Annotated in this window: 22 protein-coding genes; 11 read left to right on the forward strand and 11 right to left on the reverse strand. The window is 75.0% G+C overall.

Annotated features, from left to right (window positions below; genetic code table 11):
* The first annotated feature begins 132 nt into the window (after positions 1-132).
* Positions 133-807, forward strand: coding sequence for a DUF4142 domain-containing protein (locus ACVMYR_RS16790; RefSeq protein ID WP_043967179.1), 675 nt, complete (start codon positions 133-135; stop codon positions 805-807).
* A gap of 85 nt (positions 808-892) precedes the next feature.
* Here the strand turns inward: ACVMYR_RS16790 and ACVMYR_RS16795 are convergent, their stop codons facing one another.
* From ACVMYR_RS16795 to ACVMYR_RS16815, 5 genes are all read right to left on the reverse strand, one after another.
* On the reverse strand, positions 893-1,180 hold the full coding sequence (locus tag ACVMYR_RS16795; RefSeq protein WP_043967181.1) for an Lrp/AsnC family transcriptional regulator: 288 nt from the start codon (positions 1,178-1,180) through the stop codon (positions 893-895).
* A gap of 549 nt (positions 1,181-1,729) precedes the next feature.
* A complete protein-coding gene (locus tag ACVMYR_RS16800; RefSeq protein ID WP_457122191.1) occupies positions 1,730-2,626 on the reverse strand; it encodes a sugar phosphate nucleotidyltransferase in 897 nt (298 codons plus the stop codon).
* The gene (locus ACVMYR_RS16805) at positions 2,623-3,156 is read right to left on the reverse strand and encodes an NUDIX hydrolase (protein WP_431895233.1); all 534 of its coding nucleotides are present in this window, start codon (positions 3,154-3,156) and stop codon (positions 2,623-2,625) included. Before ACVMYR_RS16805 ends, ACVMYR_RS16800 begins: the two co-directional genes overlap by 4 nt.
* 53 nt (positions 3,157-3,209) lie before the next feature.
* A complete protein-coding gene (locus ACVMYR_RS16810; protein ID WP_077938998.1) occupies positions 3,210-4,997 on the reverse strand; it encodes a RelA/SpoT family protein in 1,788 nt (595 codons plus the stop codon).
* A gap of 128 nt (positions 4,998-5,125) precedes the next feature.
* Complete coding sequence (locus ACVMYR_RS16815; RefSeq protein ID WP_144420370.1) at positions 5,126-6,883, reverse strand: DEDD exonuclease domain-containing protein; 1,758 nt, start codon at positions 6,881-6,883, stop codon at positions 5,126-5,128.
* A 290-nt stretch (positions 6,884-7,173) separates the two neighbouring features.
* On the opposite strand from ACVMYR_RS16815, the gene ACVMYR_RS16820 reads away from it, so the two are divergent.
* From ACVMYR_RS16820 to ACVMYR_RS16835, 4 genes are all read left to right on the forward strand, one after another.
* Positions 7,174-8,523, forward strand: coding sequence for an NYN domain-containing protein (locus ACVMYR_RS16820; protein WP_431895297.1), 1,350 nt, complete (start codon positions 7,174-7,176; stop codon positions 8,521-8,523).
* Between the two features lie 202 nt (positions 8,524-8,725).
* The gene (locus ACVMYR_RS16825) at positions 8,726-8,977 is read left to right on the forward strand and encodes a hypothetical protein (protein ID WP_228986930.1); all 252 of its coding nucleotides are present in this window, start codon (positions 8,726-8,728) and stop codon (positions 8,975-8,977) included.
* Positions 8,978-9,171: 194 nt separating this feature from the next.
* A complete protein-coding gene (locus tag ACVMYR_RS16830; RefSeq protein ID WP_432954842.1) occupies positions 9,172-10,431 on the forward strand; it encodes a M48 family metalloprotease in 1,260 nt (419 codons plus the stop codon).
* Positions 10,428-11,552: a glycosyltransferase family 4 protein gene (locus ACVMYR_RS16835; protein WP_043967192.1), complete on the forward strand. Its 1,125-nt coding sequence runs from the start codon at positions 10,428-10,430 to the stop codon at positions 11,550-11,552. Before ACVMYR_RS16830 ends, ACVMYR_RS16835 begins: the two co-directional genes overlap by 4 nt.
* Positions 11,553-11,562: 10 nt before the next feature.
* On the opposite strand, the gene ACVMYR_RS16840 is transcribed toward ACVMYR_RS16835, so the two are convergent.
* The 5 genes from ACVMYR_RS16840 to ACVMYR_RS16860 form a co-directional block, all read right to left on the reverse strand.
* A complete protein-coding gene (locus ACVMYR_RS16840; RefSeq protein WP_431895230.1) occupies positions 11,563-13,386 on the reverse strand; it encodes a putative bifunctional diguanylate cyclase/phosphodiesterase in 1,824 nt (607 codons plus the stop codon).
* On the reverse strand, positions 13,361-14,173 hold the full coding sequence (locus tag ACVMYR_RS16845; RefSeq protein ID WP_091284861.1) for an SAM-dependent methyltransferase: 813 nt from the start codon (positions 14,171-14,173) through the stop codon (positions 13,361-13,363). Before ACVMYR_RS16845 ends, ACVMYR_RS16840 begins: the two co-directional genes overlap by 26 nt.
* Positions 14,174-14,368: 195 nt before the next feature.
* Positions 14,369-15,037 carry a response regulator transcription factor gene (locus ACVMYR_RS16850; RefSeq protein WP_007072219.1) on the reverse strand — a complete coding sequence of 223 codons (669 nt, stop codon included), beginning with the start codon at positions 15,035-15,037 and terminating at the stop codon, positions 14,369-14,371.
* 7 nt (positions 15,038-15,044) lie between these two features.
* On the reverse strand, positions 15,045-16,682 hold the full coding sequence (locus ACVMYR_RS16855; protein WP_431895295.1) for a sensor histidine kinase: 1,638 nt from the start codon (positions 16,680-16,682) through the stop codon (positions 15,045-15,047).
* A gap of 74 nt (positions 16,683-16,756) precedes the next feature.
* Positions 16,757-18,565 carry an AMP-dependent synthetase/ligase gene (locus ACVMYR_RS16860; protein ID WP_077939008.1) on the reverse strand — a complete coding sequence of 603 codons (1,809 nt, stop codon included), beginning with the start codon at positions 18,563-18,565 and terminating at the stop codon, positions 16,757-16,759.
* Between the two features lie 121 nt (positions 18,566-18,686).
* On the opposite strand from ACVMYR_RS16860, the gene ACVMYR_RS16865 reads away from it, so the two are divergent.
* The 6 genes from ACVMYR_RS16865 (at position 18,687) to ACVMYR_RS16890 (ending at position 24,001) form a co-directional block, all read left to right on the forward strand.
* A complete protein-coding gene (locus ACVMYR_RS16865; protein ID WP_043967200.1) occupies positions 18,687-19,142 on the forward strand; it encodes an SRPBCC family protein in 456 nt (151 codons plus the stop codon).
* A gap of 43 nt (positions 19,143-19,185) precedes the next feature.
* Positions 19,186-19,881: a hypothetical protein gene (locus ACVMYR_RS16870; protein WP_353901104.1), complete on the forward strand. Its 696-nt coding sequence runs from the start codon at positions 19,186-19,188 to the stop codon at positions 19,879-19,881.
* Between the two features lie 69 nt (positions 19,882-19,950).
* Positions 19,951-20,907, forward strand: coding sequence for an ROK family glucokinase (locus ACVMYR_RS16875; RefSeq protein ID WP_176734398.1), 957 nt, complete (start codon positions 19,951-19,953; stop codon positions 20,905-20,907).
* A gap of 11 nt (positions 20,908-20,918) precedes the next feature.
* Complete coding sequence (locus tag ACVMYR_RS16880; RefSeq protein WP_457122192.1) at positions 20,919-21,644, forward strand: endonuclease/exonuclease/phosphatase family protein; 726 nt, start codon at positions 20,919-20,921, stop codon at positions 21,642-21,644.
* 135 nt (positions 21,645-21,779) lie between these two features.
* Positions 21,780-23,183 carry a flavin-containing monooxygenase gene (locus tag ACVMYR_RS16885; RefSeq protein WP_457122193.1) on the forward strand — a complete coding sequence of 468 codons (1,404 nt, stop codon included), beginning with the start codon at positions 21,780-21,782 and terminating at the stop codon, positions 23,181-23,183.
* Positions 23,184-23,206: 23 nt separating this feature from the next.
* Positions 23,207-24,001 (forward strand): alpha/beta hydrolase, encoded by a 795-nt coding sequence (locus ACVMYR_RS16890; protein ID WP_091284881.1) that lies wholly within the window; start codon positions 23,207-23,209, stop codon positions 23,999-24,001.
* Positions 24,002-24,065: 64 nt separating this feature from the next.
* Here the strand turns inward: ACVMYR_RS16890 and ACVMYR_RS16895 are convergent, their stop codons facing one another.
* A complete protein-coding gene (locus tag ACVMYR_RS16895) occupies positions 24,066-25,484 on the reverse strand; it encodes an alpha,alpha-trehalose-phosphate synthase (UDP-forming) (protein ID WP_077939011.1) in 1,419 nt (472 codons plus the stop codon).
* Positions 25,485-25,673 lie beyond the last annotated feature (189 nt).

The raw sequence follows: 25,673 nt of genomic DNA on the forward strand, positions 1-25,673 counted from the left end.
CGTTTCCGCCCCCGGGCGACCGCCGAGCGTCGCCGGCACCCTGGCGCCTCCCGCGAGGCGGCTGCGGATTCGCAGGGTTAATCCGGGTCAGCCGGGTATCCGTGCGGTCCAACGGAAAACGGGGAGGGAAACATGTTGGGTCTCAAGCGCCTCGGACTGCTCGCCGCCCTGGTGGTGGCGGGGCTGGCGCCCGCGGCGGCGGCGCAGGCCGCACAGCCGTCGACGCAGGACAGCCAGTATCTGCAGGCGCTGCACCAGGTGAACCTCGCGGAGATCGAGTCCGGGAACCTGGCGCAGCAGAAGGGCCAGAACCAGCAGGTCAAGGACCTGGGTGCCCAGTTCGTGACGGATCACACCCAGCTCGACCAGACGGTGCAGGACACCGCGCAGCAGCTCAACGTGAAGCTGCCGGGCGCCCCGACCGCCGATCAGCAGAAGGTCATCAACAAGCTGAAGAAGCTCAGCGGCGCCGAGTTCGACAAGGCGTGGGTGACCGCCGAGCTGGCGGGTCACGTCCAGGCCATCCAGGCCACCCAGACGGAGATCTCGCAGGGCACCGAGCAGTCGGTGGTCCAGCTGGCCCAGAACGCCCTGCCGGTGCTCCAGGCGCACTATGACGCGCTGGTGGCCCTGGCCCAGACCCTGGGCGTCCCGGTCCCGCAGACCAGCGCCAGCGGCACGCCCAGCCCGGGTGCGACCACCACGACGCCGGCTCCGGGCGGCAGCAGCGAGGCCCCGGCCCCGGGCGGCACCTTCGAGTCGCCGACCCCGGAGAACACCGAGACGCCGGCCCCGAGCGTGAGCTGACGTCGCGACACCCCAGGTGGTGGCCAGCCCTCCGGACCGGTGGGCTGGCCACCCCGTCGTGTCGTGGGGTGGCGTGGCGGCGGGGTCAGTCCGTGCCGGCCAGCCCGATCGCGAACGCCTCCTCCAGGTCGTGCTGCGAGTAGGCCCGGAAGGCGATGTGCGACTCGGTGTTGATCACCCCGGGCACCTTGGAGATGCTGCCGGCGATGACCTGGGCGATCTGGTCGAACTCCCGCACCCGCACGATGGCGATCAGGTCGACGTGCCCGGCCACCGAGTAGACCTCGCTGACCCCGGGCAGGGCGGCCAGGTTCTCGGCCACCTCGGGGATCGAGTCGGTGGCGCAGTCGATCAGGACGATCGCGGTGATCACTGGTCTGCCCTTCGTCGCGCGTGCACGCCACGCCGGTGGTGGCGTCGACGACCATCGTAGGCCCGTCCGACGGGTCCCGGGCAGCGGTGGGGTGTGACCCGGCGGAAGCACCCGTGACGGCCACGCTCCGCGATCGCCGTGGAAGCACTCGTGGGTGCGGACTCGTTCTTACTCTGCGCCAGCGCCTTCGGGCCCGACGACGTCCCCCGCCCCCCTTTGCTCTGCACCCACGGACGCAACGCTGCGCGGAGCTGCGCGAATGCGTTATCACGACGTGGGCGGGGCGGTGACCCGATCACGTTGGGTGACCGCTGCGTGGATGGGTGCAGAGCAAAGGAGGCGGAACGGCGGGTGGGTCGGCGGGGCCTCCGATCGCGATCCGTCACGTACCGGGGTGGGCCGGGGGACCGGAGCCGGCCACCGCAGGCCGAGGCGGGCCGAGGCAGGTCGGGCGGAACCGTAGCGGGCCGGGGCGGGGGCCGGGGCCGAATGAAGCGGGGCCGGGCTGGGCCGGGGCGGGACTGCGGCAGCCTGCGATGGCCCCAGCGCTCAGCGGGGCTCCGCCGTGACGGTCAGCCCCCCGGCGACACGGACCGCCCCGGTCAGGTGCTCCCCGGCGGCCACCTCCGCGCCCGGCCAGAGCACCGAGCGGGTCACCTCGCCCCGAACAATCGCCCCCGCGCCCACCACGGCCTCCCGGCAGCGGCCGGTGACCGTCGCGGTCGGGTCGAGCAGGTTGCCGCCGCCCGCCGCATGCAGGTTGGCCGCCAGGTAGTCGGCGGGCGTGCCGGTGTCGTAGAAGGTGCCGGAGTATGGCACCACGGTCAGCGCCCCGGCCGCCTCCGCCGGCCGCCACACCGCCCGGACCAGGTCGCCCGGCTCCACCGCGAGGCCCCGCACTAGCCGCCACGGCAGCAGCGAGAAGCCGGTGAAGCGGTGACCCGAGAACGTGCCGGGGGCGGCCGGGTCGGCGGCGGGCTGGCCGAGCAGGCGTACGGTCTCGCCGTCCCAGCCGGCGAGCAGCGCGGCGATGTCCGGCCCCGGATCGGCGGCCGGGTCGGCGAGGTACGCGTCGGCGTTGCCGACCAGCACGCCCCGGCCGGCGATCCAGTCCCGCAGGTTGGCCACCCCACCGGCGGTGCCGAGCGGGGCGCCCGGCTCGACCGAGAGGTGGGCCCGGTCGCCGACGTGCGCGACGACCTGCTCGCCCAGGTAACAGGCGTTCACCGCCACCCGGGCCGGGCCGGCGAGCCCGAGCCCGGCGAGCCGGGCCAGCGCCCGGTCGAGCAGCGGCACGTTGCCCACCGGGCAGAGTGCCTTCGGCAGCCGTTCGGTGAGCGGGCGCAGCCGGGTCCCCTCGCCGGCGGCCAGCACCACCGCGCAGACCTCCGGAGCCCCGGCCGGGCCCACCGCGCGGCCCGGCCCGCGGGCCGCCGAGGTGGTCACGCCGATGGTCCGGGCGGCGCCTCACCGGCGCGCGGCCCGATGCCGTAGCGGCCGAGCAGGTTCGCCGTGGCGCGGCTCAGCCTCGGCAGGTCGTCCAGAGGATGCCAGGCGGCCTCGAAGACCTCGGCGCCGTCGACCGTCAGCTTCGTCGTCGACGCCGGGACCTCCGCCTCGAAGACGACGTCCACCCACCCCTTGGCGTGCACCACGGCGTTCGGCACCGCCGGGCGCAGCCGGTCGGGGGAGAGGCGCACCCCGGACTCCTCGAACAGCTCGCGGGCCGCGCCGACGACCGGATCCTCGCCGCGCTGCAGCAGCCCCGCCGGGAGCGTCCAGCTGTGCCCCGGGGGCTGGCGCAGCAGCAGCAGGCGACCGGGGCCGTCGGCCTCGGCGTCGCGGACCAGGGTGACCGCCCCCACGATGTACTTCGGTGTGGCGAGCCGGACCAGCCGGCGGCGCATCGACACGGGCAGCCGGTAGAACACCTGGTAGGCGAAGGCCCGTCCGGTGGCTCGGGAGCGGGGGATCATCGCCTTAGGCTAGTGGCCGACGCGGGGCGGGCCGGGCACCGGGGGCGAAAACGTCACTGGCGGTGGTCGACCAGGTCGATGAGCTGCAGGACCACCGCGTCCGGTTCGAGGGCCCGGTCGAAGACCGCCACCAGCAGGGTCTCCAGGTCGGGATAGCCCAGCTCCTCGGACAGCCGCAGCAGCGGCAGGTCGTTGGCCAGCCCCCGGTCGTGCTTGCGCAGCGCCAGCCCGATCGTGGCCCGGCCGAGGCGGACCTTGTCGGCGATGGAGATGCCCGGCTCGGTGTGCTCGGCGAACCAGCGGTTGATCTGCATCTGGGCGTGCGGGGACTTGACGAAGCCGAGCCACTCCCGGCGGGGGCCGCGCGGGGCGACGTCCGCCTCGAAGCCGGACTCCGCGTCGGACTCGGTGAAGATCTCCACCACGTCGCCCTCCTCCAGCTCGGAGGAGAGCGGGGCGAGCCGGCCGTTGATCCGGGCCGCCAGGCAGCGGTCGCCCCGGTCGGGGCCCAGCTCGTACGCCACGTCGACCGGGGTGGCGCCTGCCGGCAGCACCACCTGCCGCCCCTCGACGACGACCTGGATCTGCGCCTCGGCCAGGTCGCAGCGCAGCGACTCCAGGAACTGCGCCGGGTCGGGCGCCTCCTGCTCCCAGTCGAGCACCCGGCGCAGCCAGTCGAGCTGCTCGGCCTGCGCGGCCGCCCCGGCGGGGCGCGGGAAACGGAAGTCGGCGGCGATGCCGTACTCGGCGGCGCGGTGCATCTCCTCGGTGCGGATCAGCACCTCGACCGTGCGGTCCTTCGGCCCGCAGACGCTGGTGTGCAGGGAGCGGTAGAGGTTGTTCTTCGGGGAGGCGATGAAGTCCTTGAACCGGCCCGGCACGGGCCGCCAGAGGCCGTGCACCGCGCCGAGGGCGGCGTAACAGTCGGTCGCCGGCCCGTCCACGACGATCACGATCCGGGGCAGGTCGAACGGGACACTGTGCCCGCCGGCGACGGTGTCCTTCCAGATCGAGTAGAGGTGCCGGGGGCGGGGGGAGACCTGGGCGTCGACGCGGCTGCGGCGCAGCGCCACCTTCGCCTTGGCGACCACGTCGGCCAGGTATGCCGACCAGCCGGGCCGGTCGTGCACGAACCGCGCGATGCGGGCGTGCTCGTCGGGCTCCAGGTGCAGCAGCACCACGTCGTCCAGCTCGCGTTTGAGGGTCTGGATGCCGAGCCGGTCGCAGAGCGGGACGAGCACCTCCAGCGTCTTGCGGGCGATCCGCTCCCGCGACGCGGCCGAGCGGACCCCGAGGGTGCGCATGTTGTGCAGCCGGTCGGCCAGCTTGATGATCAGGACCCGGACGTCCTTGCCGGCCGCGACGATCATCTTGCGGGTGGTCTCCGCCTCCGCGGCCTTGCCGTAGAACGCCTTGTCGAACTTCGTCACCCCGTCGACCAGGTGGGCCACCTCGCCGCCGAAGTCCTCCGCGAGGGCCTGCAGCGTGTAGCGGGTGTCCTCCACCGTGTCGTGCAGCAGCGCGGCCACCAGCGTGGTGGCGTCCATGCCCAGCTCGGCACAGATCTGGGCGACCGCGAGCGGGTGGGTGATGTACGGCTCGCCGCTCTTGCGGAACTGGCCGCGGTGCATGTTCTCCGCGATCGTGTACGCCCGGCGCAGCACCGACGCCTCCGTGCCGGGGTGGATGCCCCGGTGCGTGCGGATCAGGTGGGTGACCGGGTCTGTTTCGCCGGTGGGCCAGCTCAGCAGCGACCGCAGCCGCCGCGCCAGGGGCAGGTCGCCCGGCTGGGTCGGGAGCGCGCCCCCCAGGGCGGCGCCGTGTCCGGCGTCGACGTCCACGAGGGACACCTCCTCACCCCGGCCCCTCGGTCACCGGGCACGGCGACCGGGAGCAGGCCCACGAAACGGGCAGTACTGCACTTCCTTAACAGCCTAAGCGAGTCGAGGTCGTCCGATCGGTCACTTGGTCATGGGCGTTCGGTCGAGAGTTGGTGAGATGCGGCGCTCTCGATCTTGCTGAGCAGGTCACGGAAGCGGGCCGCACCGGCGGCCGGGGACGCCCAGCCGGAGGACATCTCCACCAACCGGGTCTCGGGTCGCTCCAACCAGGACAGGATGCGCTCGGACTCCTCGGCGGAGGCCCGGGGCACCGGGCCGGGGCCGGGCGGCACCGTCTCGGCGGTCGCCCGGATCAACTCGATCGTCGGTCGCGGGTGGACACCGGGCGGGGAGACCCCGGCCCCGGCCAGCCGACCGTGCCGGACCAGGGCCAGTTCCCAGCCGCCCCGGGCGGCCGGCCGGGCGGCGGCCAGCTCGGCGATCCCGGCCAGCGCGGTCAACCGTTGCATCCGGACGGTGGCCCGCAGCACCGCCGCGAGCCGGGACCGCACCACCGCCGCCTCCTCGTACCGCTGGTCGGCCGCCAGCGCCCCGATGCGGGCCAGCAGCGCGTGCACCACGGACCCCGGGTCGGTGGCGGTGGCCGCGCGGAACGGGTCGACGGCGCGGGCCGCGTACTCCCCCGGGGTGATCCGGTGTTCGCAGGGTGCCGGGCAGCGACCCAGCTCGGCCAGCGCGCACGCCGGGGTGACCGTGCGCAGCGACAACCGGTGGGTGCACTGGCGCAGCGGGAGTGCGTCGTGGAATCCGGCGGCGGCCAGCTCCGCCGCCCGTTGCGAGCCGAACGGGCCGAGGTAGGCCTCGTCGCCGGGGGCCAGCGACCGCACCACCGACAACCGGGGGTAGGGCCCGTCGGTGAGCTTGAGCCAGACCATCCGCTCGGGGAACTTCGACCGCCGGTTGTACGGCGGCGCGTGCGCGCCGATCAGCCGCAGCTCGCGCACCTCGGCCTCCAGCGAGTGGGCGCACTCGACCGCCTCCACCCGCTCGGCGGCGGCCAGCATCTCCGACATCCGGGCCCGCTTCTCGGCGGCCGTGAAGTAGCTGCGCACCCGGGTGGCGATGTCGCCGGAGGTGCCGACGTAGAGCGGCCGGTCGTCGGCGGCCCGGAAGATGTAGACCCCCGGCACCTTCGGCAGCCCGTCGGCGAGGTGGCGCTTGCGCCGCTGCGTCGGGGTGACCGCCCGGGCGAACTCGATCGCCTCCCCGACGGTGTCGACCCGGTGCCCGCCGAGGCGCGCGATGAGGCCGTGCAGCACGTCGACGGTGGCCTTTGCGTCGTCGAGCGCCCGGTGGGTGGGCCGGGTGGCCGTGCGGAAGTAGGCCGACAGGGTGCCCAGCTTGCGGTTGGGCACCTCGTCGCGGCTGAGCACCCGCCGGGCCAGCGCCGCCGTGTCCAGCACCCGGGGGTTGGGCCAGCGGTAGCCGTGCCGGGCGCAGGCGGCCTTGAGGAAACCGACGTCGTACGGCGCGTTGTGCGCGACCAGCACCGCGTCGGCGACGAACTCCAGGAAGCTCGGCAGCACCTGCTCGATCGGCGGCGCGGGAATCAGCATGGCCTGGGTGATGCCGGTCAGCACGGTGATGAACGGGGGGATCGGCACGCCCGGGTTGACCAGCGTGGCCAGCACGCCCAGCTCCTCGCCGCCGCGCACCTTCACCGCGCCGATCTCGGTGATGCCGCCGCCGTCCGGCGCGCCGCCCGTGGTCTCCAGGTCGACCACCACGAACGTCGTCGCGTACAGCGGCAGCGCCGGATCCACGCCGCCGCCCGCCGCCTGGCCCAGCCCGGCGAGCGCCTGCTGGACGTATTCCGCTCCGCCCACCCCGGGCACGGTAGACCCCGGGTCCGACACTCGCGCAACAACAGCCCCACGGGTCACCCCTGGGGCTAGGATGAGAGATCAGCTCACTCACCGGGCGGTGGGCCCGGTCGCGGTGGGAGACTTGCCACATGCCCCTCACCGAGCCGCACGACGACAACCTCCCGCAGGAGGAGTCGGTCGCCGCCGTGCGCCACCCCGGTGAGGACGCCCCGACCGCCGGGGCGGGCACCGCGCCCGAGCAGGAGCCAGAGTCCGAGCCGAGGCTGTCGGAGTCCGGGCCGGAGCCGGAGCTGGTGCGGTCGGAGTCCGAGCCGGAACCAGGGCCCGAGTCCGAGCCGGAGCCGACGCTGCCGGAGCCCGTGCGGCAGCGGATCGTCGCGCTCACCGCCGCAGTCCTGCCGGTCCTGCCCGGCGACGAGGTGCCCGTGCCGCTGCGCCGGGTGGCCAAGTTCGCGCCCAACCGGCGGGCCCGGCTGGGCGCGCCGATGATCGCCGCCCAGCTCACCGCCGATCCGCTGTTCCGGCAGCGGATCACCGCCCGGGTGCTCGCCGACTCCGGCGACCTCGGCGCCGCCGTGGTCGCCGGCACCGCCCCCGCCGCGGCCGACCCGGTCGAGGTCGCCGCGCTGGCCTACCTGGCCCGGCCCCGGGGCTGGCGGGAGCTGATCGACGCCAGCGGGGCGGCGGTGCGCGCCGAGGCGGACAAGGCCGTCGTCGACGAGCTGGTCCGCGAGGCCGAGCAGCGTGCCACCCGGGCCGAGCACGACCGGGCCGTGGCCCGGGTCGAGGCCGACAAGCTCCGCGACGAGCTGGCCCGGGTCCGCGACGAGCTCGGCCAGCTCCGCGAGGAGCACCGGCAGCTCGCCCGCACGCTGCGCGAGGCGCAGGCCCGGGAGCGTAGGGCGGCCGAGCTGCTGGCCACCGAGCGGGGCCGGGCCAGCCGCGCCGCGACCGAGGCGGACGCCGAGCTGCGCCGGGCCCGGGCCCGGCTGGCCGAGGCCGAGGCGGCGGCCGGGGTGGCCCGCGCCAGCGCCAAGGAGGCCCGTTCCGTCGACGACGCGAAGCTCTGGCTGCTGCTGGAGACGATCGGGCAGGCCGCCGTCGGGCTGCGCCGCGAGCTGGCGCTCGACCCGGTCGACCGGCTCCCCGCCGACTTCGTGGCCGACACCTTCGCCGACCAGCCCAACGCCACCCCGGCCGGCGCCGCCACCCGGGCCCGCGACACCGACGACCCGGCCCGGCTCGACCAGTTGCTCGCGCTGCCGAAGGCGCACCTGGTGGTGGACGGCTACAACGTGACGAAGCGGGGCTTCGGCGAGATGTCGCTGGAGCAGCAGCGCAAGCGGCTGATCACCGGGCTGGGCGGGATCGCGGCGCAGACCGGGGACGAGGTCACCGTGGTCTTCGACGGCGCCGAGCGGATGCACGGCCTGCCGCCGGCCCCGCGCGGTGTGCGCGTGCTCTTCTCCCGCAAGGGCGAGACCGCCGACGAGCTGATCCGCCGGCTGGTCCGGGCCGAGCCGCCCGGCCGTCCGGTCGTCGTGGTCTCCTCCGACCGCGAGGTCGCCGACGGGGTACGCCGGCACGGCGCGTACCCGCTCGGCGCCGACTCGCTGCTGCGCCGCCTCGCCCGGTCCTGACCGGCCACGCCGCCCCGTTCCCGGCTCGTCGCGGCCCGGCGGCTGTGCGCACGGCCGGACTCCTTGCGCGGTTCTGGGGCGGAAGCTGGCCGGTTGTCCGAATCTGTCGTACCCCGGCCGTAGTGTCGGCGTGACCGACGGTGGTCGGGCGGTGGCGACGCCGCCCCGGCCCGTCCACCGACGCATCGCTTCAGGAGGAACGATGCTGATCGACTGCGACAGGTGCCGGGTCCGGGGCGCGGGCTGCGGCGGCTGCCTGGTGACCGCCCTGCTCGACGACGAGGCCCCCGGGGCGGATCTCGGCCCCGGCGAGCTGCGGGCCATCGAGGTGTTCGCCCGCGCCGGCTTCGACGTCGAGGTGCTGCCCGCCGCCAGCGCGTCGCCCGCCGTCGACGCGGCCACGCCCCCGCCCCGGGTGCCCCGTCCCAGCCGGACCCGCCGCCGCGCCGCGTAGCGCCCGCCCGCCCGCCGGGTCGGGCTGGCCATGTCGGCGACACGGCGGGGTCGGGGACATGCCGATACCGCCATGTCCCCGACATGACGACGTGACCACCCCGGTCGGCCCCGCCGCCGTCGGCAATAGGATGAGCGCTCACGGCGGGAGGAGCGACGGATGGGGCGCGCACGAGGCGAGCGCGGGGTGGCCCGGTGACGCCGCGCGGCTGGGCGGTGCTCACCCTCGCCGGGCTTACCGTCGCGCTGCTCGTCGCCGTCGCCCTGCTCGTGCCCTGGCACCGGCCGCCCGCCCCGCGCGCCGACCAGCTCGCCGCCCTGCGGGACCTCCCCGCCGAGCAGGTCGCCCGGGCCCGCGCCTTCCGTGGCGCGCTGCGCCCCGGCGGCTGGGCCGCCCTCGCCGTGGGCCTGCTGGTGGCCCTGGCCGTCGGCCTGACCCCGCTGGGCGGTCGCCTGGTGGAGCTGGTGGCCCGCCCGTTCGGCGGCCACTGGATCGCCCAGGCGGTGCTCGGCGGACTCGCCGTGCTGCTCGTCGCCGACCTGCTCACCCTGCCGTTCGCCGCCTGGCGGCAGACGATCCTCACCCGCTACGGGCTGAGCACCCAGGGCTGGGCCGGCTGGACGACCGACCTGCTCAAGTCGTACGCCGTCAGCGCCGTGATCGGCGCGCTCGCCCTGCTCGGCTTCTACACCGTCGTCCGGCTCGCCCCGCGCTGGTGGTGGGCCCTCGGCGCGGCCGGCGCGGCCGGGCTGGTGGTGCTGCTGTCGTTCGTGCTGCCGGTGCTGGTGGAGCCGGTGTTCAACCGGTTCACCCCGATGGAGCAGGGCCCGCTGCGCACCGAGCTGACGGCCCTGGCGGCCCGCGACGGGGTGCCGGTGCGCGACGTGCTGGTCGCCGACGCGTCCCGGCGCACCCGCGCGGTCAACGCGTACGTCTCCGGGCTCGGGCCGACCCGCCGGGTCGTCGTCTACGACACGCTGCTGCGCGAGGCGACCCCGGCCGAGGTGACCAGCGTCGTCGCGCACGAGCTGGGGCACGCCAAGGACCGCGACGTCTGGACGGGCACCCTCACCGGGGCGCTGGGCGCCGCGCTGGGCGTGGTCGTGCTCTATCTGCTCGGCTCCGCCGGCCCGCTGCTGCGCCTGGCCGGCGTCGACTCGATCGCCGAGCCGCGCGCGTTCCCGCTGCTGCTCGCGCTGGTCACGGTGGCGGGCCTGGTGACCGCGCCGGCCCAGGCGCTGGTGTCCCGCCGGGTCGAGGCGCGGGCCGACGCGCACGCCCTCGCCCTCACCGGCGACCCGGCCACCTTCGAGGCGATGCAGCGCCGCCTGGCCGGGGTGAACCTGGCCGACCCCGACCCGCCCCGCTGGGAATACCTCTACTCGGCGTCGCACCCGTCCACGGTCGAGCGGATGGCCGCCGCCCGCGCCTACGCCAGGGAGACCGGCCGATGAGCCGCACGCTGCTGATCACCAACGACTTTCCGCCCCGCCCGGGCGGCATCCAGTCCTTCGTGCACAACCTCGCCGTGCGCCAGCCCACCGGCTCCGTGGTGGTCTACGCCTCCAGTTGGCGGGGGGCGGAGAAGTTCGACGCCGACCAGCCGTTCGAGGTGGTGCGGGAGCGCACGAAGGTGCTGCTGCCCACCCCGCTGATCGCCCGCCGGGCCGCCCGGCTGGCCCGCCGGCACGACTGCGACACCGTCTGGTTCGGGGCGGCGGCCCCGCTCGGGCTGCTCGCCGCCGGGCTGCGCCGCCGCGCCGGGGTCCGCCGGGTGGTCGCCCTGACCCACGGGCACGAGGTGGGGTGGGCCGCGCTGCCCGGTGCCCGCACGGCGCTGCGCCGGATCGGCCGCGGCGCGGACGTGATCACCTACCTGGGCGAGTACACCCGGGTCCGGCTGGAGCGGGCGCTGCACGGCCTGACGGAGCTGCACCGGTTGGCCCCCGGGGTCGACGTCGACACGTACCATCCGTCGGTCGACGGCGAGCCGGTGCGGGCCCGGCTCGGTCTCGCGGACCGGCCGGTGGTGGTCTGCGTCTCCCGCCTGGTGCCGCGCAAGGGCCAGGACATGCTGATCCGGGCCCTGCCGGAGATCCGCCGCCGGGTGCCCGACGCGGCGCTGCTGGTCGTCGGCGGCGGGCCCTACCGGGGCGACCTGGAGAAGCTGGCCCGGCAGACCGGCGTCGAGCGGGACGTCGTCTTCACCGGCTCGGTGCCCGCGGCGGAGCTGCCGGCCCACTACGCGGCCGGCGACGTCTACGCGATGCCCTGCCGCACCCGCAACCGGGGCCTGGACGTCGAGGGGCTCGGCATCGTCTACCTGGAGGCGTCGGCCACGGGCCTGCCGGTGGTGGCCGGCGACTCCGGCGGCGCGCCGGACGCCGTCCGCGAGGGCGAGACGGGGTACGTGGTCCCCGGCCGCGACGTCGCCCAGCTCGCCGACCGGGTGGCCACCCTGCTCGCCGACCGGGACCTGGCCCGGCAGCTCGGCGCGGCGGGCCGGGCCTGGGTGGAGCGGGAGTGGCGCTGGGAGACCCAGGCCGCCCGCCTGGCCGCCCTCCTCGCCGGCTGACCCCGCCGCCTCAGCCGGCGGACAGGCGCTCCAGCAGGCGCGCGGCGGGCGCCGGCTTGCCGAAGTGCCAGCCCTGGGCGGCGTCGCAGCCGATGGCCCGCAGCCGGTCGGCCTGCCCCTCGGTCTCGACCCCCTCGGCCGTCACGGTCAGGTCCAGCGCGTGCGCCAGCGAGACCAGGGAGGCGAGGATCCGCTCGTCGGTGCGGCTCGCCGGGTCGTCCGCCGGGGCGCGCAGCCCCGCCACGAACTCCCCGGCCACCTTCAGCTCGGTCACCGGCAGGTCCCGCAGGTAGGCCAGGTTGCAGTAGCCGGTGCCGAAGTCGTCGATGGCGATCCGCACGCCCATGTCGGCCAGCACCCGCAGGGCGCGCACCGGCTCCTCCACCGCGCTCATCATGGTGCTCTCGGTGACCTCCAGCTGGAGCCGCTCGGGCGGCAGGCCGGTGCGTTCGAGGACGTCGCGCACCTCCCGCACCAGGCCGGGGCGGTGCACCTGGCGGACCGCCAGGTTGACGCTGACGAACGGCGCGGCGGCGCCGAACGACGACCAGGCCGCCGCCTCCCGGCACGCCTCGGCGAGCACCCAGCTGCCCAGCGGCACGATCAGCCCGGTCTCCTCGGCCAGCTCGATGAAGCTGCCCGGGTAGAGCTTGCCCAGCTCCGGGTGCCGCCAGCGGACCAGCGCCTCGACGCCGAGCACCCGGCCGTCGCGCAGGGACGTCAGCGGCTGGTAGTCGAGGTGGAACTCGCCCCGGTCGAGGGCCGCCGGTATCGCCGCGGACAGGGCGTACCGGGCCAGCTCGCGGCGGCTGCGCTCGACGTCGAACAGCGACCAGCGCGCGCCGCCGTCCGCCTTGGCCCAGTGCAGCGTGGCGTCGGCGGCCCGCATCAGGTCGACCGGGGTGGTGCCGGCCACGGGACGCTCGACGATGCCGATGCTCGCCGACACGGTCAGCTCGTGACCGTCGACCAGGGCCGGTTCGCTGACCGCCGCGAGCGCCGTCTCGGCCACCTTCACCACGTCGTCGGTGCCCGCCGTGCGTTCGACCAGGATGACGAACTCGTCGCCGCCGAGGCGGGCGACCAGGTGCTCGCCGAGCGCGCGGCGCAGCCGGTCGGCCACCGACACCAGCAGCATGTCGCCGACCTGGTGGCCGAGGGAGTCGTTGACCACCTTGAAGCGGTCCAGGTCGAGGAAGCACACCCCGACCCGGTCCGCGCCCCGGCCGGGGGAGTCGATCGCGGCGGCCAGCCGCTCGGTGAACAGGGTGCGGTTGGGCAGGTCGGTCAGCGGGTCGTGGGTGGCCTGGTGGCGGAACCGGGCCTCGCTGTCCCGCAGGGCCCGCTCGGCCTCCGCGCGGGCCACCATCGCGGCCCGGCGGATCGACTCCTGCTCGTCGAGCGTCCGGTCCCGCAGCGCCCGGGCGTAGCCCGTCGCCACGGTGGCCAGCAGCCGGGCCATCCGGTCCTCGACGTCCTCGGTGACCAGCCCCAGGTCGCGCAGCAGCCGGAGCTGGATGACCTCGATGGTCCGGCCCAGGCCCTCGGCGGAGGCGATGTGCGCCGCCACCAGCTCGGCGCCGACCTGGTGGCCGACCCGCACGTCGAACGGCTCGGACACCAGCGCCTCGGCCAGCCGCCCGGTGAGCCGGTGCAGCAACGCCTCCAGCTGGGCCTGCGTCATCGGCAGGTAGCTGGTGCCGGAGACCGCCTTCGCCCAGGCCCGGGCGAACACGCTCGGGCAGCAGGCGGGCACCCCCGGGCAGGGCCCGCCGGGGGCTGACGGGCCTGACGGGTCGTCCGGATGCTCACCCACCGAGCCGCCCGACGCCACCCATGAAGACCGCCTTCTCGGCGTCCTCGGCGCTCTCCGGGGTCTCGGGCCGCCACTGCGGCACCCAGACCACCCCCGGGTCGACCAGCCCGAAGCCGTCGAAGAGGGCGGTCAGCTGCCGCCGGCTGCGGATGACCAGCGGGTTGTCGGTGCGCTGGTAGACCGCCTCGGCCTCCTCGCGTTCCCCGGTGTCGTGCCGGTCGTCGTCGCTGGCCTGCGACAGCACCAGGTAGCTGCCCGGGGCGAGCGCCGCGCGCAGGGTCCGCAGGATCTCGTCGGGCCGGTCCTCGTCGGGCACGAAGTGCAGCACCGCCACGATCATCACCGCGACCGGCTGGGAGAAGTCGAGCATCCGGTTGACCTCGGGGTGGGCCAGGATCCGCTCCGGGTGGCGCAGGTCCTCCTGCAGGACGACCGCCCGGTCGTTGCCGCTGAGGATCTCCCGGCTGTGCGCCACGGCCACCGGGTCGACGTCGACGTAGACCACCCGGGACTCCGGGGCGATCCGCTGGGCGATCTCGTGCACGTTGCCGACGGTCGGGATGCCGGAGCCGATGTCGAGGAACTGGCGGATGCCCTGCTCGGCGAGGAACTGCACCGCCCGGCGCAGGAACGCCCGGTTGGCCTGGGCCATCAACGGGGCGTCGGGCACCGCGGCCACCATCGCCCGCGCGGCGGCCCGGTCGGCGGCGAAGTTGTGCGAACCGCCGAGATAGTAGTCGTACATGCGGGCCACGCTGGGGCGCTCGATGTCGATCGTGTCGGGTGCCCAGTCCGGCCGCTGCATGCCCTACCCCTTTTGTCAACGACGCGGGCCACGCCGCCCGCGCGGGTCACCCGGGTATTCTGCCCCGCCCGCCGGGCGGGTGACCAGAGAGGGCCGCCGTCGTCGCGCCCGGCCGGCCGGAGGGTCCCGTTGACCGGACCCGCCGGCCGTCGCGCAAGCCCCCCGGCCGGTGACTGCCGGCCGGGCGGGACGGCGTCAGAACTTCGGGGCGTCGGGCGCTTCGAGCAGGCCGAGCCGCAGCGCCGTCATCAGCGCCTGCGCCCGGTTGGCCGCGCCCAGCTTCTCGTAGAGCTTCGAGATGTGGGTCTTGGCCGTCGACTCGCTGACGAAGAGCTGCTTGGCGATGCCGGCCACGCTCATCCCGTCGGCGAGCAGCCGCAGCACCTGACCCTCGCGGGGGGAGAGCTGCGGGCCGGACGGCGCGAGCCGCCGCTTCATCGCCTCGGCCAGGTCGGCCGCCGTGAACGCGCTCGGCGAGGAGGCGGCGTGCCGGGCGGCGGCCACGACCTCGTCGGCCGGGGCCGTCTTCGGCACGAACGCGCTCGCACCGGCCTCCAGCGCACCGAAGAGCTGGTCGTCGCCCGCGTACATGGTGAGCACGACGATGCCCATCGACGCGCTGGACTTGCGGAGCGCGCGGGTGGCCTCCAGGCCGCTGCCGTCGGGCAGCCGCAGGTCCATGATCACCACGTCGGGCTGGAGGGCGCCGGCCTGCCGGACCCCCTCCGCCGCCGTGGCGGCCTCACCGACGACCTCGAACTGCCGGTCACGCTCGAAGGCGTGCCGCAGCCCCTTGCGGATCAGATCGTGATCGTCGACAAGGAGGACCTTGGTGCGGGTCGCCGGTGTCGGGCTTGTGGTCATCCTCGGGTTACTCCCCTTCTGCTGCTGCCGCCTTGCCGCGCACCCTATCGCGCCGGGGCGAGGAGCCGAGCACCACCGCCACGGTCGTGCCACTGGGTTGGCGCGGCCTGATCTCCAATCGGCCCCGGATACGTTCCGCCCTCTCGGCCATGATCGCAAGACCGTAGTGCCCGTCCGTGCGCTGCTCACCGATGCCGTGACCGTCATCCGACACTTCGATCTGCGCGTACGGGGGGTCCACCTCACAGGTGACCCACAGGTTCGCCGCCCCGGCGTGCTTGCGGGCGTTGGTGACCGCCTCCTGCGCGATACGCAACAGTTCGGCCTCGGTCGCGGCGGGCAGCCGCGCGGTGGACTCGTCCAGCGACAGGTGCACCCGCAGCCCGCCGGACGCCCCGACGGTGCGCGCGTACTCGGCGATGGCGGCGGCCAGGCCCCCGTGCCGGTCCACCTCGCTGCGCAGCTCGAACAGGCTCAGCCGCAGCTCGGTGATGACCCGGGTCACCTCGCCGCGCAGGGTGCGCAGCGCCTCGGCCGTCTCCTTCGGGTCCTCCTCCACGTACGCCAGGGCGTTGTCGATGCCGTACCCGACCATGACCAGCTCCTGGGCGACCCCGTCGTGGATCTCCCGGGCCAGCCGCTGCCGCTCCTCGTTGGTGGCCAGCGAACGGACCTCGTCGAACAGCAGCGCGGCCTCCAGCCGCAGCGCCGCCGGGCGGGTCAGCGCGGTCACCCGGGACACCACCGGCGGCGGGTACGCCTGCGCGACGTCCGCCTCCATCACCAGCATGCCGACCGTGCGGACCCCGGCGACCAGCGGCACGATCAGCGCGGAGACGTCGCCGCCGGTGTGCGAGCGGGCCTGCGAGCGGCTGGCGGTCTGCGGCTGCTGGCTGGCCCAAGCGTCGGCGATCGCCGAGTCGGCGTCGAGCGTGGTCTCCCAGTCGACCCGGTCCACGCCCACCTGGGCGAGCACCACCAGCCGGCCGCCGCCGCTGGCGGAGAGCACCGCCGCCCGCTCGGCCCGGGCCACGGTGCGCAGCTCCTCCAGCAGGTGCTCGGAGATGCCGCCCGGGTCGAGGGTCGCCCCCGGCAGCTGCCGGGCCACCGTGCGCAACTGGGTCAGCAGCCGGGTCGCCTCCGCGTACGGCTGGGGCTTGCCCTCGCTGCGGACCCGGATCACCCGGTGCAGGGTGCCGGCGGTGTAGAGGCCCAGGCCGGCGAGGATCAGCCACTGCGCGCAGACCGCCAGGTAGCCCGGCTGGCCGAGCTGCCGGCCGCCGTCGACCTGGGTGAGGGCGGCGCTGATCAGCAGGGTGGCGGCGGTGACGGCGAGCAGCGCCGCGCCCTCGCGGAACCGCCGGCGCAGCGCGGTCACCGTCACCGGGACGGCGAGGTACGGGAGTACGGCCGACGCGCCGAGGCCGCCGATCGTGCCGTTGAGGGTGGTGACCGCGGCGACCTGGCTCGCGGCCAGTCCCAGCACCACCACCTCGGCGAAGCGGCTGAGCGGGCCGAGCAGCCGGTGCTGGGGGGCGAGGGCGGCGGGCAGCCCGGCGACGCCGAGCAGGCCGATCCACCAGAGCTGGCCGGCGTCGTGGGTGGCGAAGAGGGTGAGGACGGCGACCAGCGCGAGCATCACCACGCGCGCGGCGGTGGCGAGCGGCTGCGTCGGCGGCCGGGCAGGTGTCGAGGAGTCGGGCACGTGACGGATCGTAGTCAGCGCCGGTAGATCTCCGCGATCTCCGCCGCGTACGTGGTGTGCACGACCTGCCGCTTGACCTTCAGCGACGGGGTGAGTTCCCCGGTGGCCTCGGTGAAGTCGTGCGGCAGGATCCGGAACACCTTGATCGCCTCGGCCTTGGAGACGGCCTGGTTGGCCTGGTCGACCGCGCCCTGCACCTCGGCGCGTAGCGCCTCGTCGTCGCGCAGCTCGTCGACACCGGTGTCCTCGGGGCGGCCGTGGGCGGCCAGCCACTTCGGCAGCGCCTCCTCGTCGATGGTGACCAGCGCGGCGATGAACGGCTGCCGGTCGCCGACGACGACGCACTGGCTGATCAGCGGGTGCGCCCGGACCTGGTCCTCCAGCACCGCCGGGGCGACGTTCTTGCCGCCGGCGGTCACGATGATCTCCTTCTTGCGGCCGGTGATGCTGAGGAAGCCGTCGGCGTCGAGCTGGCCGAGGTCGCCGGTGCGGAACCAGCCGTCCGGGCTGAGCGCCTCGGCGGTGGCCTCCTCGTTGCGCCAGTAGCCCTGGAAGATCAGGTCGCCGGAGATCAGGATCTCGCCGTCGTCGGCGATCCGGATGGTCACGCCGGGCAGCGGCCGGCCTACGGTGCCGATCTTCGTGGCGTCGGGCAGGTTCGCGGCGGCGGCGGGGGAGGTCTCGGTCAGCCCGTACCCCTCGCAGATGGTCACCCCGATGCCCCGGAAGAAGTGCCCGAGGCGGGCCCCGAGCGGCGCGCCGCCGGAGATCGCGTCGCGGCACCGGCCGCCGAGGGCGGCCCGCAGCTTGCGGTAGACCAGCTTGTCGAAGACCGCGTGCTGCACGCGCAGCGCCACGCCCGGCCCGCCCGGCGACTCCAGCGCCTCGCTGTACGCCACGGCGACCTGCTCGGCCCGGTCGAAGATCTTGCCCTTGCCGTCGGCCTCGGCCTTCTGCCGGGCCCCGTTGTAGACCTTCTCGAAGACCCGGGGCACCGACAGCACGAAGGTCGGCCGGAAGGCCTGGAGCTCGGCGACCAGGTTCCTCGTGTCGGCGCAGTGCGCCATGGTGGCCCGGGCCTGCACCACGCCGATCTGGATGAGCCGGGCGAAGGCGTGCGCGAGGGGGAGGAACAGCAGGGTCGACGCGCCCGGGCGCAGGAAGAGGTTCGGCAGCACCGGCACGGCGTTGGCGATGTCGGCGTACATGTTGCGGTGGGTCAGCACGCAGCCCTTGGGTCGGCCGGTGGTGCCGCTGGTGTAGATGATGGTGGCGACGTCGTCGGCCTTGACCCCCGTGCGCCGCCGGTCGACCTCGACCGGGTCGACCGAGGCCCCGGCGGCGACCAGCTCGTCGACCGCGCCCAGCTCGATCTGCCAGAGGTGGGCCAGCTCGGGGAGCCGGTCGCGGACGCCCTCGACGAGGGTGGCGTGGGCGGTCGTCTCGACCACGGCGGCGACCGCGCCGGAGTCGGCCAGGATCCAGGCGGCCTGCTCGGCGCTGGACGTCTCGTAGATCGGCACGGTGACCGCGCCGGCCGCCCAGATGGCGTAGTCGAACAGGGTCCACTCGTAGCGGGTGCGGCTCATCAGGCCGACCCGGTCGCCGGGGGAGACGCCGGCGGCGACCAGCCCCCGGGCCAACGCGACCACCTCGTCGCGGAACTGCCGGCAGGTCACCTCGACCCAGCCGGAGGCCGGCGCGGCGGCGGGGCGGGCGAACTGGACGGCCTCCGGGGCGGTCTCGGCATTGTCCCAGACCGGGTCGGTGAGGTTGGCCGAGTCGCCGACGGTGACGATCGGCGGAACGGAGAACTCGCGCACCTGCACTCCCTCGTGCTCGCACTTCCCGGGCGGGCCGGTGCCCCGGACGGGTCGGCTCTGTCGAAACCTACCCGCCCGCCCAGGTGGGTGCGCCAGGCAGGTTGCCGGGTAGCCTCCCCCCATGGCGGACTCCTCCACCCAGTCGATCGTCATCGGCGCGTCACCGGAGCGGGTGGCGGCCGTCATCTGCGACTTCGCGCGCTACCCGGAATGGACCGACGCGGTGCGCCGGACCGAGGTCGTCGAGGAGTACGAGGACGGCTACGCCAGCCAGGTCCGCTTCACCCTCGACGCCGGGGTGCTGGCCGACGAGTACGTGCTGGCCTACGAGTACGCCGAGGACATCTCCCGCATCGAGTGGCACCTGGTGGCGCCCTCGAAGATGCAGCGCTCCCAGCGCGGGTCGTACGACCTCGTCGGCAACCCCGACGGCACGACCACGGTGACCTACACCCTGGAGGTGGAGCTCTCCGTGGGCATGCTCGGCATGTTTCGCCGCAAGGCCGAGAAAATGATCATGGATGCGGCGTTGAAGCAGCTCAAGCGCCGGGTAGAAGACACCGGTGCGGCGCGGTGACGCGACCGGCTGCGGCACGCCCGGCACGGTAGAGGAGCCGACCATGGGGGGTACGGATCCGGGCTCGGCCCGGGAAGAGGCGGAGCGGCTGGTCGCCACGGTCCTCGCGGCGGCCCGGCTGGCCGCCGCGGGCGCCGGGTCGGGCGGCGGCTCCGGGGCGGGGCCGTGGGGTCCGCTCGGTGGGATCGTGTCCAGTGTCCTCGGTCACAGCACCGGCGGCGCGGCGACGCGACCGGCCACCGGCGGCGGCCACGGCGGTTTCGCCACCGGTGCCGCCGAATGCTGTATCTGTCCGGTCTGCCGCGGTATCGCCGCGTTGCGGGACCCGAGTCCGGAATTCGCCGAGCGGCTCGCCACGGGAGCCGGTGATCTGGCCGCCGGGGTGGCCAGCCTGCTGCGCGCGTTCGCGTCGGCCGACGAGCCCCCCGCCGGTGGCCCACCGCCCGGTGACCCCGCCGCGCCCCCGCCCCGACCGGCGGCTGACCAGGCATCGGGCGATCACGTGTGGCGCGAGGCCACCCGTACCGGGCATGATTCTCACCCGGCGCCGGATGAGGACGTGTGGTCCGCCGCGACCCGGGGGGAGGGTCCGGGCGTTCCGGCCGCCGCCGTGCCGCCCGCCGACGACGCCGGGCCGGACGCGCCGGGGGCTCCCCGGCCGCCGGCCGGCCGACCCGTGGTGCCCGCGTCGCGGGCCCCCGGTGGCGCGGGAGGGGACGCACCAGGCGACGGGGCCTGACCACCGGACATCCCGTCCCACCGGCACGGCCGTACGCCGTGCCGGTGCCGGGCAGCACAGCAGAGGGGAGTGGCAGCGGTGACGCTGACCATCGGAGTCGACGTCGGTGGCACGAAGGTGGCCGGCGGTGTCGTCGACGACACCGGCAACGTACTCGTGCAGGCCCGACGGGACACCCCCGCCGACAACGTGGGCAAGACCCGGGACGTCATCATCGAGGTGGTCACCGAACTCGCCGCCGGCCGGCAGATCGACGCCGTCGGCATCGGCGCGGCCGGCTGGATCGACGCCACCCGCTCCACCGTCCTCTTCGCGCCCAACCTCGCCTGGCGCGACGAGCCCCTGCGCGACTACGTCAGCCGGGCCACCGGTCTGCCCGTGATCGTCGAGAACGACGGGAACGTCGCCGCCTGGGCCGAGTTCCGCTACGGCGCCGCCCGGCACGCCGACGACTCCATGGTCATGTTCACCATCGGCACCGGCGTCGGCGGCGGCATCGTGCTCGGCGGCGAGCTGGTGCGCGGCGCCCACGGCATCGCCGCCGAACTGGGCCACATGCTCACCGTCCCCGACGGCCACCAGTGCGGCTGCGGCCGGCTCGGCTGCATCGAGCAGTACGCCAGCGGCAGCGCCCTGGTGCGCTTCGCCCGCGCCGCCGCCCGGCAGGAGCCGCACCGGGCCGTCGCCCTGCTGGAGCTGGCCGGCGGCGAGGCCGAGGCGGTCACCGGCCCGATGGTGACCGCCGCCGCCCAGGGCGGCGACCCCGTCTCCGCCGAGGCGTTCGCGCAGGTCGGGCGCTGGCTCGGCACCAGCCTCGCCGACATGGCGCAGATCCTCGACCCGCAGGTCCTCGTCGTCGGCGGCGGCGTCGTCGACGCGGGCGACCTGCTGCTCGGCCCGACCCGGCGCTCCTTCACCGACGCGCTGGCCCAGCGCAGCCGGCTCCCCGTCGCCGAGGTGCTCCCCGCCGAGCTGGGCAACACCGCCGGCGTGATCGGCGCCGCCGACCTGGCCCGCCGGCTGTAGGGCGGGCCGGGATGACCGAGACCGGCAAGGGGGCCGAGGCCCCGGGCGGAGTGCCGCTGCGCGTCGTGTCGTACAACGTGCACAGCCAGCGCGACGACCAGGCCGCGCTGGCGGCGGTGGTCCGCGCGGTCGCCCCCGACGTGGTGATCGTGCAGGAGGCGCCCCGGCGGTTCCGGTGGCGGCAGAAGTGCGCGTCGCTGGCCGAGTCGTTCGGGCTGGTCGTCGCCGTCGGCGGCCTGCCGTCGCTGGGCAACCTGCTGCTGACCAGCCTGCGCGTGCGGGTGGCCGACACCCGCTGCCAGCGCTACCCGCTGACCCCGGGCCGGCACATGCGCGGCGCCGCGTACGCCGACTGCCGCGTCGGCGGGGCCCGGTTCCTGCTGGCCGGCTCGCACCTGTCCACCGACCCGGCCGAGCGCCCCGCGCAGGCGGCGGCGTTCAAGCGGGAGCTGGCCGCCGCCGACCTGCCCGTGGTGGCCGGCGCCGACCTCAACGAGGGCCCGGACGGCCCGGCGTGGGCGACCGTCGGCGCGGGGCTGACCGACGCGGCGGTCGCGGCCGACCGCGCCGACCGGCTCACCTACTCGTGCGCCGACCCGCGCCGCCGCATCGACGCCGTCTTCGTCGACCCCCGGATCACCGTGGTCGACTACGACGTGGTGGACACCCCGCAGGCCCGCCTGGCCAGCGACCACTTCCCGGTCGTGGTCGACCTGCTGCTGCCCGCCGCCGGCTGACGGGCCGCGCGACCCACCGTCCACAGGGACTGGACAAACCGGTCGGGTTACCGGAAGGATTTCGCAGCGACCCGGCTCATGCCGCGCATGAGGAGAATGATTTCCGGCACTCGTGCCGCACATAAGGAGAATCCGGTGTCCCCCTCCACCGACCCCGGCCGTCCCGAGCCGGACGCGACGACGCTCGCCCCGCCCCGGGACGCCCGACCGGTCTCCGACCGAGGCGACACGGTCTGCGTCATCGGGGCCGGGGCCAGCGGCCTCACCGCCGTGAAGAACCTGCGCGAGCACGGCTTCGGCGTCGACTGCTACGAGCGGGAGACCGGCGTCGGCGGCGCGTGGAACTGGCGGCACGACCGCAGCCCCGTCTACGCCAGCACCCACCTGATCTCGTCGCGGCCGTTCACCCAGTTCCCCGACTTCCCGATGCCGGACGACTGGCCGGACTACCCGCACCACAGCCAGGTGCTGACCTACTTCGAGCGCTACGCCGACCACTTCGACCTGCGCCAGCACATCTGGTTCGGCACCGAGGTGATCCGGGTCGAGCCGGTCGACGGCGACCGCTGGGACGTCACCACCCGCAGCACCGGCGGGTACGGCCCCGAGCGCACCTCCCGGTACGCCGCCGTGCTCGTCGCCAACGGCCACAACTGGTCGCCGAAGCTGCCCCGCTACGAGGGGCTGGAGGAGTTCCGGGGCGAGATCATGCACGCCTCGTCGTACAAGGACCCGGCGCAACTGCGCGGCAAGCGGGTGCTGGTCGTCGGGGCCGGCAACACCGGCTGCGACATCGCCGTCGAGGCGGCCCAGCAGGCGTCCCACTGCTGGCACTCCACCCGCCGCGGCTACTGGTACGCCCCCAAGTACGTCCTCGGCCGCCCCGCCGACCAGGTCAACGACAGCCTGCTCGCCCTGCGGGTGCCGCTGCGCGTGCGGCAGTGGCTCTACCACTGGACGCTGCGGCTCACCGTCGGCGACCTGACCCGGTTCGGCCTGCCCAAGCCCGACCACCGGGTCTACGAGACCCACCCCATCGCCAACAGCCAGCTCGTCTACCACGTCGGCCACGGCCAGATCACCCCCGTGCCGGACGTGGCCCGGTTCCACGCCAAGGCCGTCGAGCTGACCGACGGCCGCGAGATCGACCCGGAGCTGGTCGTCTTCGCCACCGGCTACCTGCCGCGCTTCGAGTTCCTCGACCCCCGGGTGCTCGGCGCGGACGAGGCGGGCCGGCCCCGGCTATGGCTCAACACGTTCGTCCCCGGCCACCCGACGCTCGCCGTCGCCGGCCTGGTCCAGCCCGACTCGGGGATCTTCACCCTGTCGCACTGGCAGACCGTCCTGTTCGCCCGGCTGCTCGCGCTGCGCGTGCGCCGACCGGAGCGGGCCGCCGCCTTCGCACAGCGGGTCACCGCCGGGGCCGGCGAGCGGTACTCGGGGAAGGTCAAGGACAGCAGCCGGCACTGGTTCGAGGTGGGCCACGCCGACTACCTGCGCGCCGTCCAGCGCGCCATGCACGAGCTGGAGGAGAAGTGAGCCGGCAGCAGCGGGTGCGGATCATGCGCGGCCGGGAGTGGGCCCGGCCCGTCCGCCCGGCCCGGCGCGAGGTGCTCAGCGCGCTCCCCGAGGTCGAGCAGGGCCGCCCACCGCTGCTGTTCGTGCCCGGCTTCGGCCACGGCGCGTGGGCGTTCGCCGAACACTGGCTCGGCCACGCCGCCGGTCGCGGCTTCCCGGCGTACGCGCTGAGCCTGCGCGGCCACGGCGGCAGCGAGCCGGCGCCGGAGGCGACGCTGCGGGCGTACACCCATGACGTGACGCAGGCGGCGGCGGGCCTGCCGCGCCAGGCGGTGCTGGTGGGGCACGGCGCCGGGGCCCTGGTGGTGCGGCACGCCCTGGCCCGCTATCCGGCGCGGGCGGCGGTGCTGGCGGCCCCGGTGCTCGGCGACTGGTCGACGCTCGGCACGGCGCTGCGCCGCAACCCCGGCGGCACCCTGCCCGCGTTCGTCGGCGCGGGGCTGCGGCTGAGCCGCCGGCAGCTGTTCAGCCGCGAGCTGCCCGACGCCGAGGCCCGCCGGTACGCCGCCCGGCTCGGCCACGCCGGCCGGCGCGCCCAGTGGCAGCTGCTGACCCACCGCGACCCGGAGCCGGCCGTGGGCGACCCGCCCGTGCTGGTCGTGGGCAGCCCCGACGACCGGGTGGTCCCGCCGGCCGCGCTGACCCGGGCCGCCCGCCGGCACGGCGGCGCGCCGCTGCTCTTCCCCGGCATGGGGCACGACCTGATGCTCGACGTCCGCTGGCGGGAGCCGATCGACGCGATCCTGGACTGGCTGGAGAAGGAACACCCGCCGGCCTGACCCGCTGCCGGCGCGGCCCGTCGTCCGGGCGCGCCGGCAGCGGCCGGTCGTGCGAGGCGCCCGGTCAGCCGGTGGGGGCGAGGTGGGTCAGCAGCGACCCGCCGTCGTCGAGGGCGCTGAGGTAGGAGCGGGCCCACGCCCGGATGTCGTTGCGGTGCAGGTGCTCGCGCATCGCCCGCATCCGCGGCGTGACGTCGGCCGGGTCGGCCTCGAGCGCCGAGAGCAGCCCCTGCTTGAGCCCCTCCAGGTCGTGCGGGTTGACCAGGTACGCCTGCGGCAGCTCGGCCGCCGACCCGGCGAACTCGCTGAGCAGCAGCGACCCCGTGTCGTCGACCCGGGCCGCCACGTACTCCTTCGCGACGAGGTTCATGCCGTCGCGCAGCGGGGTCACCGCCATCACGTCGGCGACCCGGTAGAGCGCCGCCAGCTCGGCCCGGTCGAACGGCTGGGTGAGGTAGTGGATGGCCGGCTCGCCCACCCGGCCGAACTCGCCGTTGATCCGCCCCACCTCGCGCTCGACCCGGTCGCGGAGGATCTGGTATTGCGTGACCCGCTCCCGGCTGGGCACCGCCACCTGCACCAGCACTGTGTCGCGCACCTTGACGTGCCCGCTGGCCAACAGCTCGCTGTAGGCCTTGAGCCGCTGCTCGATGCCCTTGGTGTAGTCCATCCGGTCAACGCTGAGGATGACGTGGCCGGGGTCGCCGAGGTCGTGGCGCAGCCGCTGGGCCCGCGCCACCACGTCGGGGCGGGCGGCCAGCGCGGCCATCTCGGCGGTGTCGATCGAGACCGGGAACGCCCCGATGCGGACCACCCGGTCGTCGACGCCGATGCGCCGGTCGGTCGCCGGCAGCTCCAGCACCTTGGCCACCAGCTGGGCGAAGTTGTGCGCGGCCTGGGCGCGCTGGAAGCCGATCAGGTCGGCGCCGAGCATGCCGCGCAGCAGTTCGGCCCGGCGGGGGAGCTGCATGAACAGCTCCGGCGGCGGGAACGGCACGTGCAGGAAGAAGCCGATCCGCAGGTCGGGGCGCAGCTCGCGCAGCAGGCCGGGCACCAGTTGCAGGTGGTAGTCCTGCACCCAGACCACCGCGCCCTGCTCGGCCGCCTCGGCGGTCGCCTCGGCGAACCGCTGGTTGACCCGCTGGTACGCCTCCCACCAGCGGCGGTGGTATTCCGGCTGCTCCACCGCGTCGTGGTAGAGCGGCCAGAGGGTCGAGTTGGCGAAGCCCTCGTAGTGGTCGCGGAAGTCCTCGCCGCTCAGCGGCACGGCGCGCATCCGCACGCTGCCGATGTCGGGCAGGCTCGGCGCCGGCCCGGTGCCGCCGGCCCAGCCGACCCAGGTGGCCGGCGTGTGCCGCAGCAGGGGGTGCAGGGCGCTCACCAGCCCGCCGGGGCTGCGTCGCCATTCGCAGGCGCCGTCGGGCGCCACACTGTCGTCGATGGGCAGGCGGTTGGCCACCACCACGAGGGAACTCTGTCGCATCTCGGGCATTCCGATCAGCAGAGACCGACCACCGCTAGCAAAGGAACAACCGGGCAGCCAGTGCGGGAAGTGACGTACAGCGGTATTCCTACTGACAGTAAGTTACACCACTGTTACGCCCCATGCCGGGGGCGGTGCGCGTCCCGCAATTCGGGCATCCGCCGTCCGCCTGTGGGGACGGGTCACTAC

It is taken from the genome of Micromonospora sp. PTRAS2 (genome assembly GCF_054052245.1).